Source organism: Microbacterium sp. No. 7 (assembly GCF_001314225.1).
Lineage (GTDB): Bacteria > Actinomycetota > Actinomycetes > Actinomycetales > Microbacteriaceae > Microbacterium.
Genome location: NZ_CP012697.1, coordinates 4,154,593 through 4,170,968, shown reverse-complemented (window position 1 = coordinate 4,170,968; position 16,376 = coordinate 4,154,593). Strand labels below are relative to the sequence as shown.

At 70.9% G+C, this 16,376-nt stretch carries 16 protein-coding genes; 9 read left to right on the top strand and 7 right to left on the bottom strand.

All coding sequences use genetic code 11. From position 1 onward, the window contains the following. Window positions 1–16: 16 nt before the first annotated feature. Window positions 17–1,186, top strand: coding sequence for a cytochrome P450 (locus tag AOA12_RS19215; RefSeq protein ID WP_054686381.1), 1,170 nt, complete (start codon window positions 17–19; stop codon window positions 1,184–1,186). Next, entirely contained in the window at window positions 1,183–1,386 is a 204-nt protein-coding gene (locus tag AOA12_RS19210; RefSeq protein WP_231637135.1) for a ferredoxin, read from the top strand. The genes AOA12_RS19215 and AOA12_RS19210 overlap by 4 nt, the downstream gene beginning before the upstream one ends. A 114-nt stretch (window positions 1,387–1,500) precedes the next feature. Here AOA12_RS19210 and AOA12_RS19205 read toward each other — a convergent pair whose 3' ends face one another. The 7 genes from AOA12_RS19205 to AOA12_RS19175 are packed head-to-tail and all read right to left on the bottom strand — an operon-like array spanning window position 1,501 to window position 8,306. Further along, complete coding sequence (locus tag AOA12_RS19205) at window positions 1,501–2,721, bottom strand: CaiB/BaiF CoA transferase family protein (RefSeq protein ID WP_054686380.1); 1,221 nt, start codon at window positions 2,719–2,721, stop codon at window positions 1,501–1,503. Window positions 2,722–2,726: 5 nt separating this feature from the next. Further along, window positions 2,727–3,875 (bottom strand): thiolase family protein, encoded by a 1,149-nt coding sequence (locus AOA12_RS19200; RefSeq protein ID WP_054686379.1) that lies wholly within the window; start codon window positions 3,873–3,875, stop codon window positions 2,727–2,729. After that, window positions 3,868–4,314, bottom strand: coding sequence for a Zn-ribbon domain-containing OB-fold protein (locus tag AOA12_RS19195; protein WP_054686378.1), 447 nt, complete (start codon window positions 4,312–4,314; stop codon window positions 3,868–3,870). Before AOA12_RS19195 ends, AOA12_RS19200 begins: the two co-directional genes overlap by 8 nt. 1 nt (window position 4,315) lies before the next feature. After that, on the bottom strand, window positions 4,316–4,528 hold the full coding sequence (locus tag AOA12_RS19190) for a ferredoxin (protein WP_054686377.1): 213 nt from the start codon (window positions 4,526–4,528) through the stop codon (window positions 4,316–4,318). Beyond that, window positions 4,528–5,823, bottom strand: a complete 1,296-nt coding sequence (locus tag AOA12_RS19185) for a cytochrome P450 (protein WP_054686376.1) — start codon at window positions 5,821–5,823, stop codon at window positions 4,528–4,530. Before AOA12_RS19185 ends, AOA12_RS19190 begins: the two co-directional genes overlap by 1 nt. A gap of 56 nt (window positions 5,824–5,879) precedes the next feature. Beyond that, window positions 5,880–7,379: an aldehyde dehydrogenase gene (locus tag AOA12_RS19180; protein WP_054686375.1), complete on the bottom strand. Its 1,500-nt coding sequence runs from the start codon at window positions 7,377–7,379 to the stop codon at window positions 5,880–5,882. Between the two features lie 45 nt (window positions 7,380–7,424). Further along, entirely contained in the window at window positions 7,425–8,306 is an 882-nt protein-coding gene (locus tag AOA12_RS19175; RefSeq protein WP_054686374.1) for an SDR family oxidoreductase, read from the bottom strand. A gap of 372 nt (window positions 8,307–8,678) precedes the next feature. On the opposite strand from AOA12_RS19175, the gene AOA12_RS19170 reads away from it, so the two are divergent. The 7 genes from AOA12_RS19170 (at window position 8,679) to AOA12_RS19140 (ending at window position 16,360) form a co-directional block, all read left to right on the top strand. Beyond that, entirely contained in the window at window positions 8,679–9,692 is a 1,014-nt protein-coding gene (locus AOA12_RS19170) for an ABC transporter permease (RefSeq protein ID WP_082406390.1), read from the top strand. A 5-nt stretch (window positions 9,693–9,697) separates the two neighbouring features. Further along, complete coding sequence (locus tag AOA12_RS19165; RefSeq protein ID WP_082406547.1) at window positions 9,698–10,594, top strand: ABC transporter permease; 897 nt, start codon at window positions 9,698–9,700, stop codon at window positions 10,592–10,594. A 91-nt stretch (window positions 10,595–10,685) separates the two neighbouring features. Next, window positions 10,686–12,269, top strand: a complete 1,584-nt coding sequence (locus AOA12_RS19160) for an ABC transporter substrate-binding protein (RefSeq protein ID WP_054686372.1) — start codon at window positions 10,686–10,688, stop codon at window positions 12,267–12,269. A gap of 79 nt (window positions 12,270–12,348) precedes the next feature. Further along, on the top strand, window positions 12,349–13,362 hold the full coding sequence (locus AOA12_RS19155; RefSeq protein ID WP_054686371.1) for an ABC transporter ATP-binding protein: 1,014 nt from the start codon (window positions 12,349–12,351) through the stop codon (window positions 13,360–13,362). Continuing rightward, window positions 13,352–14,332, top strand: coding sequence for an ABC transporter ATP-binding protein (locus AOA12_RS19150; protein ID WP_054686370.1), 981 nt, complete (start codon window positions 13,352–13,354; stop codon window positions 14,330–14,332). Before AOA12_RS19155 ends, AOA12_RS19150 begins: the two co-directional genes overlap by 11 nt. Window positions 14,333–14,432: 100 nt before the next feature. Further along, window positions 14,433–15,344 carry a cyclase family protein gene (locus AOA12_RS19145; protein WP_054686369.1) on the top strand — a complete coding sequence of 304 codons (912 nt, stop codon included), beginning with the start codon at window positions 14,433–14,435 and terminating at the stop codon, window positions 15,342–15,344. A 29-nt stretch (window positions 15,345–15,373) separates the two neighbouring features. Further along, window positions 15,374–16,360 carry a cyclase family protein gene (locus AOA12_RS19140; RefSeq protein ID WP_054686368.1) on the top strand — a complete coding sequence of 329 codons (987 nt, stop codon included), beginning with the start codon at window positions 15,374–15,376 and terminating at the stop codon, window positions 16,358–16,360. Window positions 16,361–16,376 lie beyond the last annotated feature (16 nt).

The window sequence follows — 16,376 nt, the reverse complement described above, 5'->3', positions numbered from 1 at the left end:
CCCCTTGGAGGCTTCGATGACGAAGACCACGTTCTCCGACCAGCGCACCGACCCGTACGACCCGCCCGAGCAGCACCTGCGGCTCCAGACGGAGCAGCCCGTCGCCGAGCTCGACTGGCCGTCGCGCGGCGGCGCCGTGTGGGCCGTCACGAAGCTCGAGGACGTGCGCGCGATGCTCGCCAACACGAGGTTCAGCTCCGATCGCGCCAACCCCGCGCATCCGGCGCACCTCGCGTACTCCCCCGACACGCACGCGGGGCAGATCATCGCCATGGACCCGCCCGAGCACTCCGTGCAGCGCGGCCGCATCATGGGCGAGTTCACGGTCAAGAAGGTCGCCGCGATGCGTCCGCGGGTCGAGGAGATCGTCGCCGACACGATCGACGCCATGCTCGCGAGCGGCAGCGGCGGCGACCTCGTCACCCTCCTCTCGCTCCCCGTCCCCTCGATGGTGATCGCCGACATGCTCGGCGTCCCGTACGAGGACCACGAGTTCTTCCAGAACAGCACCGCGACGTTCACCGAGCCGACCGCCGACCTCGAGGAGCGGGCCGCGGCGTCCACCGCGATCCGCGACTACATCGCGACCCTCGTCGACGACCGCATCGAGAACCCGGGCGACGACATCCTGAGCAGGCAGCTCGCCGCCGGAGCGCCCCGCGACGAGGCGATCGGGCTCGGCTTCCTCCTGCTCATCGCGGGTCACGAGACGACGAGCAACATGATCTCGCTCGCGGTCATGACGCTGCTCGACCGGCCCGAGCTGCTGCAGCAGCTCCGCGACGACCCGAAGCTCGTCCCCGGGGCCGTGGAGGAGCTGCTGCGCTACTTCACGATCGCCGAGGTCGGCGGCATGCGCCTCGCCCTGGACGACCTCGAGGTGCACGGCGTCACGATCCCGTCGGGCTCCGTCGTGTACGCGCTCGCCAACACGGCCAACCGCGACCCCGACGTCTTCCCCGACCCGCACCGCATCGACTTCACGCGCGGCGCCCGCAACCACGTCGCCTTCGGGTTCGGCCCGCACCAGTGCCTCGGCCAGAACGTGGCCCGCCTGGAGCTGGAGATCGTGCTCGACGCGCTGATCCGCCGCGTGCCGACGCTGCGGCTCGCCGTGCCGGTGTCGGAGCTGCGGTTCAAGACGCTCGGCAACTACGGGCTGTACGAGCTCCCCGTGGAGTGGTGACCGTGCGGATCACGGCCGACCGGGCGACGTGCATGGGGTCGGGGCAGTGCGTCTTCACCGACCCCGACGCCTTCGACCAGGACGACGACGGCAAGGTGATCGTCGTGCGCGATGAGCCCGGCACCGACGAGGAGCGCGATCGCGCGCGCCTCGCCGTGCAGATCTGCCCGAGCCGGGCGCTCGCGCTCGCCGAGGGCTGACCAGCGCGGAGACCGGCAGGGCTCGGCAGGGATGCGCAGAGAACGGAGGAGGGGGCCAGATCATCTGGCCCCCTCCTCCGTTCTCTGCGTGCGTCGTCGTGCGGTGCGCTGTCCTCAGGCGACCGAGGCCGAGACGCCGGATGCCACGACGACGCCGTCCGCGACGAGCTCGTCGATCTCGCGGTCGTCGAGCCCGAGCTCGTCGCGCAGGATGCTCACGGTGTGCTCTCCGAGCAGGGGAGGGTACGAGGGCTCCACCTGCTCCGCGCCCACGAAGGTGATCGGCGTGGCGACGTTCTCGAACTCCGCGACGCCGTTGCCGACCGTCACGAGCGTGCCGTCGCCGGCCGCGCGCGCGTCGGCCAGCGCCTCGAGCACGTTCTTCACGGGCGCGACGGGCACCTGCGCCTCGGTGAGCAGCGCGACCCACTCGGCCGCCGGGCGCTCGGCGAAGCGCGCCTCCAGCACGGCCCAGAGCGACTCGCGATTGCGCAGGCGGCTCGCCGCGTCGAGGTAGCGCTCGTCGGCGACGAGCTCCTCGACGCCGAGCGTGCGGCAGAGCCCCTCCCACATGCGCGGGGTGTTGGCGGTCACGACGAACTCGCGCCCGTCGCCGCCGCGGAACGAGCGGTAGGTGGCGATCGAGTCGTGGCCGGCGCCCTGCGGGCCGGGCGCCACGTTCGTGATGTTCGTGTACACGGCCTGGTAGGAGAGCATCGCGAGCTGGCCGCGCAGCATCGACACGTCGATGATGCGGCCGCGGCCGGTCTCGGCGCGCGCGTAGAGCGCCGAGACGACGCCGATCACGGCGTACATCCCCGCGACGACGTCGCCGGCCGGGATGCCGAGCCGGGCCGCCGGCGCGCCCGGATGCCCGGTGAGGCTCATCACGCCGCTGAGGGCCTGCACGACCATGTCGTACGCCGGCCGGTCGCGCAGCGGCCCCTCCTGGCCGAAGCCGCTGATCGCGACCCACACGAGCGAGGGGTGCGCCGCCGTGAGCTCGTCCGGGTCGAGCCCGAGCCGCGCGCACACGCCGGGGCGGAAGTTCTCGACGACCACGTCCGCGTCGGCGATCAGGCGCCTCATGACCTCGACGCCGCGCGGCGACTTCAGGTCGATCGCGATGCTGCGCTTGTTGCGGTTGTTCGCGAGGAAGTAGGCGCTCTCGCCGTCCAGCTCGGGGCCGACGATCGCCCGGCTCGAGTCGCCGTCGAGCGACTCGACCTTGATGATCTCGGCTCCCAGGTCGCCGAGCAGCTGCGTCGCAGACGGCCCGGAGAGGAAGGTCGTGAGGTCGACGACGCGGATGCCTTTCAGAGGGGGCTGGTCCATCGTCCTCACACGGCCTCGAAGACGTGGATCGTGCAGGCGCCGTGGTCGAGGCCCGCGGTGCCGCCGCCCGTGACGTGCGTGAGGGCCCAGCGCGCGTCGTCGATCTGGCGGTCGCCGGCGGTGCCGGTGAGCTGCCAGAAGGCCTCGGCGATCTGCGCCGTGCCGCTCGCGCCGACGGGGTGCCCGCGGGAGAGCAGGCCGCCGCTCGGGTTCACGACGACGTCGCCGCCGAACGTCGTCCTGCCGTCGCGCAGCAGGCCGACGCCCGTGCCGTGCTCGGTGAGGCCCAGGGCCTCGTAGTAGACGATCTCGGCGATCGAGAAGGCGTCGTGGCACTCGATCATGTCGAGGTCCTTCGCCTCGATGCCGGCCATCGCGTAGGCGTCGCGCGCGGACTCGTAGGTGATCTCGGGCTTGGTCATGTCGCGGAAGCCCTCGGCGACGAAGCCCGAGTGCAGCACCGACGCCGCGATGCGCATCGACCTCGTCGCCCCCAGGCGCGCGCGGGCGCGCTCCGAGGCGAGCACCACGACCGCCGCGCCGTCGCCGGTCGGGCAGCACATCGGCAGGGTCAGCGGATCGGCGATCGGCCGGGCGGCGAGCACCTCCTCGACCGTGACCTCCGTGCGGTACTGGGCGAACGGGTTGAGGGCGGCGTGCTTGCGCGCCTTCACGCTCACGAGCGCGAGGTCCTCCGCCGTCGCCCCGAAGTCGTGCATGTACCGGTTCGCCCGCATCGCGTAGACGGCGGGCATCACGATGCCCTGCTTCACCTCGCGGTCCTCGGGGGAGAGCGGCAGCATGCCGCCGCCGAACTGCGTGAGCTTCTCGACGCCGATGACGACGGCGACGTCGACGACGCCCTCCGCGATCGCCCGCCAGGCCTCGTGCACCGCCGTCGCGCCGCTCGAGCAGGCGTTGTCGACGTTGACGGTGGGGATCGTCCCGAGCCCGATCTCCTTGCAGATCCGCTGCCCGGTCATCATGCCGCCGTAGGAGTGGCCGACGTAGACCGCGCCGACGTCCGACTTGTCGATGCCCGCGCCCTTGAGCGCGTCGACGAGGGGCGGCAGCGCGAGCCCGACGTACGACGAGCTGCGGTACTTGCCGAACGGGATCATCGCCGCGGAGATGACGTAGACGTTCTCAGACATGGGTGTCCTCCTTCTGCTCCGCGTCCTGCGCGCCGTCGCCCTGCTCCTCGCCGGCCACGGCCGCGAAGAACCACGCGGCGCCGTCGGGATCGACGTCGAGCCGCACGCGGATGCCGGCGCCCAGCTCGGGGGAGTCGCGGAGGTCGGTCAGCGTGCGCACGCCGTTGTCGAGATCGACGTACCCGAGCGCGCGGATGCCGCCGTCGCCGCGGCTCAGCCGGGTGAACGAGTACAGCACGCCGGTCGCGGGCAGCGCCGTGCGCGAGATGCTGCCCCCGACGCACGAGCTGCACACGACGCGGCTGCCCAGCATCGCCTGGCCGCAATCGTCGCAGACAGACCCGACGAGCCGGTGGCCCTCGGGGAACTCCGCGAGCAGGCCGTCGCTCTCCAGGTCGGGGATGGGGAGCGATATCCGCCCCGCCGTCGTCGTGCTCATCTCAGTCGCTCTCATTCTGGGTGTGGGCGGCGCGCGCGAGCGCCCGGGTGGGGCACACGTCGATCGCCATCTGGATCTTGTCGTCGGCGTCGCCGTGGTCGTCGATGACGATCGCGATGCTCATGTCGTCGAGATCGAACGTCTTGGGGGCGTAGAACGTGCACTGCCCCGACCCCATGCACCGGTCCCGGTCGACGGTCAGGTCACCGGTCATCACTCCGTCTCGCTCTGCGCGTAGTCGAGGTAGAGGTGCGTGTGGCCGTGGAACTTGTAGCTCTCGATGAGGTCCCACGAGCGCTCGCCCGCCGGGCCGTGGTGCGCCGCGTCGATCGTGATGCTCGACGTGCGGCTGAGGAAGCGCTCGATCGAGAACACGGCCTCGGCGCGGGCGAGCGGGGCGCCCGGGCAGGTGTGGATGCCGCGGCCGAAGGCGAGGTGCTGCCGCGCGTTGGCGCGGTCGACGTCGAACGTCGCGGGGTCCTCGAAGACGCGCGGGTCGCGGCCGGCCGCGCCGTGCAGCAGCATCACGACCGTGCCCACGGGCAGGTCGAGGCCGCCGAGCGTCGTCGGACGCTTGGTGAGGCGGAACGAGCCCTTGATCGGGGCCTCGATGCGCAGCGTCTCCTCGATGAACTTCGGGATGAGCGAGAAGTCCTCGCGCAGCCGCTGCTGCAGCTCGGCGTCCTCGGCGATCCGCTGCATGCAGATGCCCATGATCTGCACGGTCGTCTCCTGGCCGGCGGCGAACAGGTTCGACGCGATGCGGGCGACCTCGATCGGCTCGGGCAGCGAGCCGTCGGGGAAGGTCGCGAGCGCCATGCCCGTGAGCACGTCGTCCTTCGGTGCGACGCGGCGCTCCTCGATCTTCTCGACGAAGTAGTCGTACATCAGCTCGAGGGCGTTGTAGTGGTTGACCTGCAGCTCGAGGTTCCCGAGCACCGGCGTCGCGCCGCCCGAGGCGAAGCGCTCGAGCAGCAGCGGGAAGTCCTCCTCGGGCACGCCGAGGAGGTCGCCGACGGCGAGGATGGTGTACTTCTTCGCATAGTCCCAGATGAACTCGCAGTGGCCCTGGGGCAGCAGCTCGTCGAGGTACTGGTCGGCCGTCCGCTTGAGGAAGCTCTCGTTCTCCTTGAGCCGCTTGGGCGTGATCAGGCCCATCAGGATCGCGCGGTGGTCCGTGTGCATCGGCGGGTCGAACGTCACGATCTGGTCGTTCGACGAGAACAGCTCGCGGTGCTGCTCGAGGATCTCGGAGATGTCGTCGCCGACGAGCTCCACGGGGAGGTCGACGACGGGCCCGCCGGTGCGGTTGATCGAGGAGTACACGTCGGGCTGGTGGTAGACCTGCAGCGCCTCCTCGTAGCCGGTGACGATGACCACGCCGTACTTGGGCTCCCGGAACACCGGGTGGTGGGCCAGCATGTGGTCGAAGTACGGCTCAGCCCGTGCCGCCACTTCGCGGTCGGTGAAGAAGTCGACCTCGTTGGGGTTGATCTCGACAGTGGACATCGACGTCTCTTCTCTCTTGCGTGTTGGTTATGACGTGTGGGTGGGACGGCGCCGGGTCACTGGAACCGCCGGGGAGCGCCGTCCAGGAGCACGGTCTTCGTCTCGATGTAGGGGTGGACGCCCTGGACGCCGCCCTCGCGCCCGAAGCCTGACTGCTTGACGCCGCCGAAGCCGAGCAGCAGCGACTCGACCTTGAACCCGTTGTGGCCGACGGTGCCCGCGCGGAGGCGGCGCGCCACGTGCCAGGCGCGCTCGACGTCGTCGGTGAAGACCGCCGAGTTGAGGCCGAAGGGCGTGCCGTTGGCGAGCTCGATCGCGTGCGCCTCGTCGTCGGCGGGGATGATCGACACGACGGGGCCGAAGATCTCCTCCTGCGCGATGGTCGACCGGTTGTCGACGTTCGCGAAGACCGTGGGCTCGACGAAGTAGCCGCGCTCCAGGTGCGCGGGCCGGCGCCCGCCCGTGACGAGCGTCGCGCCCTCGGCGACGCCCTTCTCGACGTACTCGAGCACGCGCGCCTGCTGACGTCCCATCGCGAGGGGGCCCATCTGCGACGCGGGGTCGAACGGGTCGCCCACGCGCACGGCGCCGAACGCGGCGCCGAGGGCCTCGGCGAGCTCGTCGTGACGGCGCCGCGAGACGATGACGCGCGTGAGCGACGAGCAGTTCTGGCCGGTGAGGCTGATCTCCTGCCCGGTGATCGCCGCGGCCGCCTTCTGCAGGTCGTAGTCGTCGAGGACGACGGCGGCCGACTTGCCGCCGAGCTCGAGCGTGTAGCGAGCGAGGCGCTCGCCGCAGATGGTCGCGATGCGCTTGCCGACGGCGCTCGATCCCGTGAAGGCGATCTTGTCGACGCGGGGGTCGCGCACGAGCTGCTCGGAGACCTCGCGGTCGGCGGTGACGACGTTGAGCACGCCCGGCGGCAGCCCGATCTCCTGGGCGACCTCGGCGAGCACGAGCAGCTCGCCCGGCGCCTCGGGCGGGAGCTTGAGCACGACGGTGCAGCCGGTGAGCAGGGCCGGGGCGACCTTGTAGCCCGCCAGCGACAGCGGCGTGTTCCAGGGGACGATCGCGCCGACGACGCCGATCGGCTCGCTGACGACCGCCGCGAACTCCGACATCATCGACGTGCCGGGGGTGATCCAGGGGTAGGAGTCGGCGAGGTCGGCGTAGAACTCGAACACCATCGGCACGCGCTGGATCGACCCCTTCGACATGGCGAAGAGCGGGCCGGCCTGCCGCGTCCAGTAGGTCGCCATCTCCTCGGAGCGGGCGCGCAGGCCCTCGGCGAGCCTGCGCAGGTAGACGGCGCGCTCGGCCGGCTCGAGGAACGACCAGTCGGTGTGATCGAACGCGTGGCGCGCCGCGGCGATCGCGGCGTCCATGTCGGCGGCGCTCGCCTCGGCGACGCGCAGGAAGGGCTGCTCGGTCGCCGAGTCGATCACGTCGAAGCCGCCGGAGCCGGTGGGGGCGACCCACTCTCCGTCGATGAAGAGGCGGTCGGCGTGCGCGAGGGCGAGGGGTGTGTCGCGGGCGGAGATCGTGTCGGTGGTCATGTGCGGATCCTTCGTGGGAGGAGGAGGAAAGAGGGGCGGTGCCGGCTACGCGGGCTGTGCGCTGAGGGACTCGTGCATCGTCCACTTCGTGCGCATCGGGGCGATCCCGGCCAGCTCGAGCGCGTTCATGCCGAAGTCGACGTCGAAGAACGACCCCGAGACGAAGCCGGCGAGGTCGCTGCCCAGGAAGACCAGGGTGCGCGCCATGTCGGCGGGCTCGGCGAGCCGGCCCGCGGGGCCCGTGCTGCCGGCCTTGAGGTTGTCCATGCCGCCGCGCTGCTCGGCGAAGTCGCCGATCATGCCGGTCGCGGTCATCGCCGGCAGGATCGCGTTGATCCGCACCCTCTTCTCGGCGAACGTCTGCACGCGCTCGGCGACGAGGAGGTTGAGCGCGCGCTTGGAGAGGATGTAGCCGCGGAAGCCGGGGAGGTCGCCGCCGTAGGAGGCGTCGAAGTCGGCGACGCGCTGGACGAGCGCGTCCCAGTCGGCGTCGGGGTCGGTGAACGGCGTGAGCTCGGCGCGGATGTCGGGGAACTCCCAGCGCAGGCCGCCCGCGGAGGTCACGAACGCGATCGAGCCGCCCTCCGCGACCCGGTCGACGAGGTAGGCGTCGGTGACGTACTTGTTCGACACGTAGTTCACGGTCATCGTCTCGAGGAACGAGTTGTGCACGCCCGCGACGCCCGCGACGCCGAAGAAGACGTCGATCCGCTCGGGGAGCTCGGCGAAGGCGGCGTCGATGGACGCCTTCGCCCCGAGGTCGGCGATGATCTCTCGCGTGACGCCCGGCACGCCCGCGGCCACGCGGTCGATCGCGAAGACCGATGCGCCGAGATCGACGAGCATCTCCGTCAGGGCCCGGCCCATTCCCGACGCGGCGCCGGTGACGACGCAGACCTTGTCCTTGTACCCGAGGTAATCCGACATCGAAACTTCCTTGTCCTTCGGTCGTTCTGTTTAACGGAACGATATAACCGTAATAAGAAACGCACCTACAGAATCCCATGAGGATGCCCGCGTCGTCAACCTCGGTCGCATCCCTCTCTCCTGTGCGCGATACATATAGCGAGATAAGGGCAGGCTGACTTTCGAGAACTCGGCGGAGAACTGTTGACAGGTCGTGTGCGGATCATGCACACTGCTCGAGTAGTCATAACACGCAACACCTGTTCTGCCTAAGAGAACACCTTAGGGATCGGGCAATGACGAAGGAGTCGATGTGCGCGAAGCACACGTGAGCTACCCCAGCGGTCGTGACAGACACGCGTGGCCGCGCAGCGGCGCGGAGGGGATCGCCCGATGCTGATGAACCTCTTCCGGCGCGTTGCCTACGCGCTGCTGGTCATCCTGCTCGTCACCTTCACGACGAGCCTGCTGATGCACCTCGCACCGGGGTCGATCGCCGAGGTGATCCTCGGCGAGGCCGCGACGCAGGAGAACATCGACGCGATGAACGCGTCGCTGGGCCTCGACCGCCCGTTCTTCGTGCAGTACCTCGACTGGCTGGCGCATGCCGTGCAGGGCGACCTGGGCACGTCGCCGATCACGCACCGCTCGGTCATGGGGTCGATCGCCGAACGGCTCCCCGTGACGATGGAGCTGGCCGTGCTGGCGCTCGTGATCTCGCTCGTCATCTCGATCCCGCTCGCGGTGCTCTCGGCGTCGGCGCCCAACAGCGCGCTCGACCGCGGCATCAACGCGCTGACGTCGGTGTTCCTCTCGGTGCCCGCCTTCGTCGCCGGCCCCGTGCTCATCTACTTCTTCGCGGTGAACTCGCGCATCTTCCCCGCGCTCGGCTGGGTGCCGATGGGAGAGGGGCTGGGCGCCAACCTGCGCACCGCGTTCCTGCCCGCGCTCGCCGTCGCCCTCGTCGAGATCGCGGCGTTCCACCGCGTGCTGCGCGCCGACCTGATCGGGACGCTGCGCGAGGACTTCGTCTCGGCGGCGCGCGCGAAGGGCATGACGCGCTTCTACGTCATGTTCCGGCACGCCTTCCGCCCCTCCTCGTTCTCGCTGCTCACGATCTCGGGGCTCAGCTTCGCCCGCCTGATCGGCGGCATGATCATCGTCGAGGTGCTGTTCGTGCTCCCCGGCATCGGCCAGCTGCTCGCGACCGCGATCGTTCAGCGCGACATCATCATGGTGCAGGGCGTCGTGACCTTCATCGCCGTCACCTTCGTGATCATCAACATGCTCGTCGACATCGGGTACGGGATCATCGACCCGCGCGTGCGCAAGGCGCCCAAGGCGAAGAAGGCGGCCAAGCCGCAGCAGGCCCAGCAGCAGCGAGCACGGAAGGCGGCGGCAGCGTGACCCTCGTGACCAGGACCATCTCCCTCCGGCCGGGCAAGTCCCAGGCCGGACCCCGCCTCGGAGCCCCCCGCGTCGCGCCGGCGAAGCGGCAGTGGTCGGTGCTCGTCTGGTTCTCCTACTTCTGGATCGGGCTCATCGTGCTGCTGGCCGTCCTGGCCCCCGTGCTGCCGATCGCCCCCTACGACGCCGTCGTCGCGGCGCCGCGGCAGGCGCCGCAGGCCGGCACGCTCGACGCGCTGCTCGGCACCGACCAGGTCGGCAGGTCGATCCTCTCCCGGCTCATCTACGGCGGGCAGGTGTCGCTCGTCGTCGGCACCGTCTCGGCCCTGGCCGGAGTGGTCATCGGCACGACGCTCGGCCTCGTCGCCGGGTTCTTCCGCAAGGGCGCCGACTGGGTCATCACCCTCGTCGCCGACGTGCTGCTCTCCTTCCCGGCGCTCGTGCTCCTGCTCGCGCTCACGGCGATCTTCTCGCCGAGCGTGCCGACGCTGCTCATCGGCCTCGCGGTCGCGAGCACCCCCACGTTCATCCGGCTGGCCCGCGCCAACACGATGTCGTGGTCGAGCCGCGAGTTCGTGCGCGCCGCGCGCAACATGGGGGCGCCCGACAGCCGCATCCTCTTCCGCGAGATCCTGCCGAACGTCGTGCCGACGATCGCGGCCTACATGCCGCTCGTCATCGCCGCGCTGATCGTCGCCGAGGGCTCGTTGAGCTTCCTCGGACTCGGCATCCCGCCGCCCACGCCCAGCTGGGGCGGAATGATCAACTCGGGTGCCGCGGAGCTGCGCTCCCACCCGTACATGGTCTTCGTCCCCGCCACCGTTCTCTTCCTCACCGTGTTCGCGCTCAACCAAGCGGGCGAGCATCTGCGGTTGCGATTCGACCGCACCATGCAGGACTAGCCGGCCCATCCGGCCGCGTGTCCGCATCCCACCGAAAAACGCCAGAGTTCCCACCACCCCGGCTCACCCGGGGCACCCCAGAGAGGCCATCATGATTTCAAAGAAGAGGTCGGCGCTGATCGCACTGCTCGCCGCAGCTGCCCTCACGCTGGGCGCGTGCGCGTCCGGCGACGCGCCCGATCCCGGCGGCAGCGAGGGCGGCGGCAGCGCGTCGGCCGGCGAGCCCGTATCGGGCGGCACGCTGCGCGCGATCGAGCTGTCGCCCATCGTCGGGCTCGACCCCGTGCAGGCCTTCAGCTCCACGTCGACGCCGATGAGCTATTCGGCCATCTACGGGCAGTTCCTCGTGCCGAACACCGAGACCGCGCAGTACGAGTGCGGCCTCTGCGAGTCGTTCTCGTCCGAGGACGGCGGCCTCACCTACGAGATCGTCACCCGCGAGGGCATGACCTTCAGCGACGGCACGCCGTTCGACGCGGCGGCGCTCCAGTACAACTGGGAGCGCATCCAGGACCCCGCGAACGGCTCGGCGAGCCTCGGCTTCGCCAACCAGATCGCGAGCATGGAGATCGTCGACGAGCGCACCCTGAAGCTCACGATGACCTCGGCGAACCCCGGCTTCATCGGCAACTTCTCGACCTACGCCCTGCAGTGGATCGCCTCGCCGGCGGCCCTGGAGGCGGGCACCGAGGCGTTCAACAAGAACCCCGTCGGCGCCGGTCCGTTCCTCTTCGAGAGCTGGGTGCCCAACGGCACGCTCAAGGTCACGCGCAACCCCGACTACTACGACGCGCCGCGGCCGTACCTCGACGCGATCGAGATCCAGGGCGTGTCCGACTCCAACCAGCGCCTCAACGCGCTCCTCGCGGGCAGCGCCGACCTCATCCTCGCGACCGACGCCTTCCTCTTCCCCGAGGCCGAGGCGGCGGGCTTCGTGGAGCACCTGTACACGTTCAACGGCGGCGTCGGCATCATGTTCAACACCTCGAAGCCGCCGTTCGACGACCCGCGCGCCCGCCAGGCGATCGCCTACGCGCTCGACCGCGACGCCATCTCCGACGCCGCGACCGGCGGCTACCCCTCGGCGCCGCGGACGCTGTTCACCGAGGACTCGCCGCTCTTCTCCGACATCCCGCTCGCGACGCACGACCCCGAGCGCGCGCAGGAGCTGTTCGACGAGCTGGCCGCCGAGGGCAAGCCCCTCGAGTTCGGCTTCGCGATGACCCCCGGGCCGTCGGTGCAGGGCGTGTTCGACGCCATGCAGCCGCAGCTGGCGCAGTACGACAACGTGACCATCACGGCCGACCAGCGCGACGCCTCCGAGGCGGGCGTGCTCGCCACGAAGGGCGACTACGAGATGACGTTCTCGTCGCTCGCCTTCGCCGACCCGGTGGGACGCCTGTGGGGCGCGCTGCACAGCGAGGCGGGACCGTCGAACTACACCCGGTTCAACGACCCGGCCACCGACGCGGCCCTCGACGCCGCGGGCGCGACGACCGACGTCGACGAGCAGCGCGAGCAGTTCGCGATCGTGCAGGAGCGGCTCGCCGAGCTGGTGCCCTACATCCTCGTGCAGCAGTTCCTCAACGGGGCGATCTCGACCGACAAGGTGCAGGGCGTGGAGATGTTCGGGTTCACGACGCCGCACGTGGCAGGCATCTGGCTGCAGCCGTGATGCGTGCGGGGTGCGCCTCGGCCTCGGTCCGGGCGCACCCCGTCCGCACGCCGCTCAAGAGCGCGGAAGGAAGAATGCGATGAGCTCAGAAATGCTCCTGGAGGTTCGTGACCTCCATGCCTACATCGGCTCTCCGCGAGGCGTCGTGAAGGCGGTGGACGGCGCCTCCTTCGAGCTCGGCCTCGGCGAGGCGCTGGGCATCGTCGGCGAGTCGGGCTCGGGCAAGTCGGTGATGGCGCGAGCCATCATGGGACTGATGCCCGCGCGGTCCGACCGCACCGGAGAGGTGCTGTTCCACGGGCGCGACCTGCTCGGCCGCTCCCGCAAGGAGCTGCAGGAGATCTGGGGCAAGCAGATCGCGATGGTGTTCCAGGATCCGGGGCGGTCGCTCAACCCGGTGGTGCGGGTGGATCGTCAGCTGACGGAGGGCATGCGCAAGCATCTCGGCGTCTCGCGGTCGGAGGCGAACTCCCGCGCGCTCGACCTGCTGAAGGAGGTCGGCGTGCCCGATCCCGAGCGGCGCCTGCGCGCGTATCCCCACGAGCTGTCGGGCGGCATGCGGCAGCGCGTGATGATCGCGGTCGCGCTGGCGTGCGAGCCCGAGCTGCTGATCGCGGACGAGCCGACCACCGCGCTCGACGTCACGATCCAGCGGCAGGTGCTCGACCTCCTGCGGCGCGTGCAGCGCGAGCGCAACATGTCGCTCATGCTGATCTCGCACGACCTGCACGTCGTCGCGGGACGCACGGACCGCACGGCCGTGATGTACGCGGGACGACTCGCCGAGGTGGGCGAGAGCCACGAGGTCTTCAACGACCCGCGCCACCAGTACACGGCGGCGCTGCTGGGCGCCACCCCCTCGCTGGAGCACCCGCGCCACGCGCGGCTCACCGTCATCCCGGGCTCGCTGCCCTCGCCGACGGACCCGCCGCCCGGATGCCGGTTCGCCCCCCGCTGCTCCGCCGCCTCCGACGCGTGCGCGGCGGGCCAGCCGACGATGGACAAGATCAAGCGCGACCATGCCGTCGCGTGCCTGCACCCCGTGGGCGCGGCGTCGAACAACGTGAAGGAAGGTGAGGTCGTTGGCCGGTAGCGGAAGCGCGCACTTGCGCGGCGACGAGGCGATCCTCTCGGTCGAGGACCTCGAGGTCGAATACCACACGAAGAACGGCGCGTTCAAAGCCGTCGCCGGCGTCAGCTTCGACCTGCTGAAGGGCGAGACGCTCGGGATCGTCGGCGAGTCGGGATGCGGCAAGTCCACGACGGGCCGCGCCGTGCTGCGCCTCGACCCGATCGCGGGCGGACACGTGCGGTTCCGGGGCGAGTCGATCAAGGACGCCTCGGGCAAGCGCATGCGCGACCTGCGCCGCGAGATGCAGATGATCTTCCAGGACCCCGTGAGCTCGCTCAACCCGCGACGCTCGGTCAAGGAGGTCGTCATGGAGGGGCAGGCGATCGACGGCGTCACGCGCAAGGAGCGCGACGCCCAGGTGCCGGAGCTGCTCAGCCAGGTCGGCCTGCCGAGCGAGCGGTTCGCCGAGATGCTGCCGCGGCAGCTGTCGGGCGGGCAGGCGCAGCGCGTCGCGATCGGGCGCGCGCTCGCGGTCAGGCCCGACCTGCTCATCTGCGACGAGCCGGTGTCGGCGCTCGACGTGTCGGTGCAGGCGCAGATCATCAACCTGCTCGAGGACCTCAAGGAGGCCTACGACCTCACGATCGTGTTCATCGCGCACGACCTCGGCGTCGTGCGGAGCATCAGCGACAACGTGCTCGTGATGTACCTGGGCAAGACGTGCGAGTTCGGCGACGCGGAGCAGGTGTACGAGCGCCCCGCGCACCCCTACACGCGCGGGCTCCTCGACTCCGTGCCGATGCCGGAGGCCGAGGACGGGTTCGCCGGCCCCGCGCTGCAGGGCGACCTCCCGTCGCCCCTGAACCCGCCCTCGGGATGCCGGTTCCGCGCGCGCTGCCCCATCGCGCGCGACGTGTGCGCCCGCGAGGAGCCCGTCATGCGCGAGGTGCGCCCCGGCCAGTTCGCCGCCTGCCACTTCCCGCTCGACTGATCCCCGCCCGGCCGATTCGCCGTTCGGCCGAGCACACTCGACAGACAAGACCGCGCCGGACCACCCGGACGACGAGACCCGGACAACGAAGGAGACAGCGATGTCAGAGACGCTGGAGAAGGACCCGATGGCACCCTGGGTGCGCGAGCTCGCGGCCGCGCACGACGCGGCACGGCACGTCGACGGCGAGAAGTGCCGCGGATCGGTCGCGCTCATCGACGAGGCGGCGCGCCTGCGCGGCACCGCGGCGGTCCGGCTCGGCAAGGCCGTGTCGCTCGAGCGCGTGCTGGAGACCCGGCCGGGCCACGGCGAGTCGCCGATCGAGTTCGAGGTCGAGATCGGCATCTACGGGCGCTCCGTGCACGGCGGCGACGTCGTCAGGTACAACGCGCACGGCACCGGCAAGACGCACCTCGACGGCCTCGGCCACATCGGCGCCGACGCGTCCTGGCACGGCGGCGTGCCGGCATCCTCGTCCGAGACCGACGAGGACACCCTCGTGAACTGGGCCCTGCACGGCATCGCGACGCGGGCCGTGCTGCTCGACGTCGCCGCGGCGCGCGGCGTCGACTGGGTCGCGGCGGGGGAGCCGGTCACCGCCGACGAGCTCGACCGGGCGCTCGCCGCCACGGGCGTCGAGCTCGAGCCCGGCGACGCCCTGCTGATCTACCAGGGACGCGATCGCTTCGAGGCCGCCGGCCACAGCTACCCCAGCGGCGCCACCGCGTTCCCCCGGCCCGGCATCGGCGAGGAGGGCGCGAAGTGGATCGCCTCGAAGGATCCCGGCATCGTGCTGTGGGACTTCCACGACGCCCGCAGCAACCCGCAGGGCTCGCTCGAGGTGCACAGCCTGATCTTCGCCATCGGGCTCTGCCTCGTCGACAACAGCGACCTGTCGCGCGCCGCCATCGCCCTCAAGGAGGCGGGCGCCTCCACGGGGCTGCTCGTCGCGGCGCCGCTCGCGATCTACCGGTCGACCGGCGTGCTGATCAACCCCCTGGTCCTGTACTGAGGCGCCGGGCGGGAGTCGAGGGAGCGGTGATGTCGGAAGATCTGGGACCGGATCCGGTCCTCCCCTGGCTGCGGGACATCGAGGCCGAGCACGTGCGGGCGCGTCACGAGCCCGGCGTGCAGTGCCGCGGCTCGGTCGCGCTGATCGACGAGGCGGCGCGCCTGCGCGGGGCCGCGTCGGTGCGGCTCGGGCGCGCGATCTCGCTCGAGCGCGAGATCGAGACGCGGCCCGACCGGCTCGCGCTGATGGCCGCGGCCGCCGAGCGCGAGAAGCGCCAGTGGCAGGCGCTCGCCGTCGCCGAGCTGCCCGACGGGCACGGCAGCGTCGAGCTCGAGGTGCGCGCGGGCGTGTACGGACGGTCGGCGAGCGCGGGCGACGTGATCACGTACGACGCGCACGGCGTGCACAACACGCACATGGACGGGCTCGCCCACATCGGCGCCGACGCGACCTGGCACGGCCCCATCCCCGTCGAGGCCTCGCAGACCGACGAGGACACGATGGTGAACTGGGCCCAGCACGGCATCGCGACGCGCGGCGTGCTGCTCGACATCCCCGCGGTGCGCGGGGTCGAGTGGGTGACGACGGACGCGCCCGTGACGGCCGACGACCTCGACGCCGCGCTCGCGGCCACGGGCGTCGCGCTCGAGCCCGGCGACGCGCTGATCGTCTACCAGGGCAGGGACCGGTTCGAGGCCGCCGGTCACACCTACCAGCCGGGCGCCGTGCCCGCGCCCCGCCCGGGCATCGGCGAGTCGGGCGCCCGGTGGATCGCGGCGCGGCAGCCGGGTCTGCTGCTGTGGGACTTCCACGACGCCCGCAGCAACCCCCGGCACGCGCTGGAGGTGCACGGCCTGATCCACGCGATCGGGCTCTGCATCATCGACAACTGCCTCCTCGGACCCGCCGCGACGGCGCTCGCCGCCGCCGGCACGGCCACGGGTCAGCTCGTCGCGGCGCCCACCGCGATCCATCGCTCCACCGGCGTCATCATCAACCCCCTGCTCGTCTACTGAGCCGGCCGACACGCGA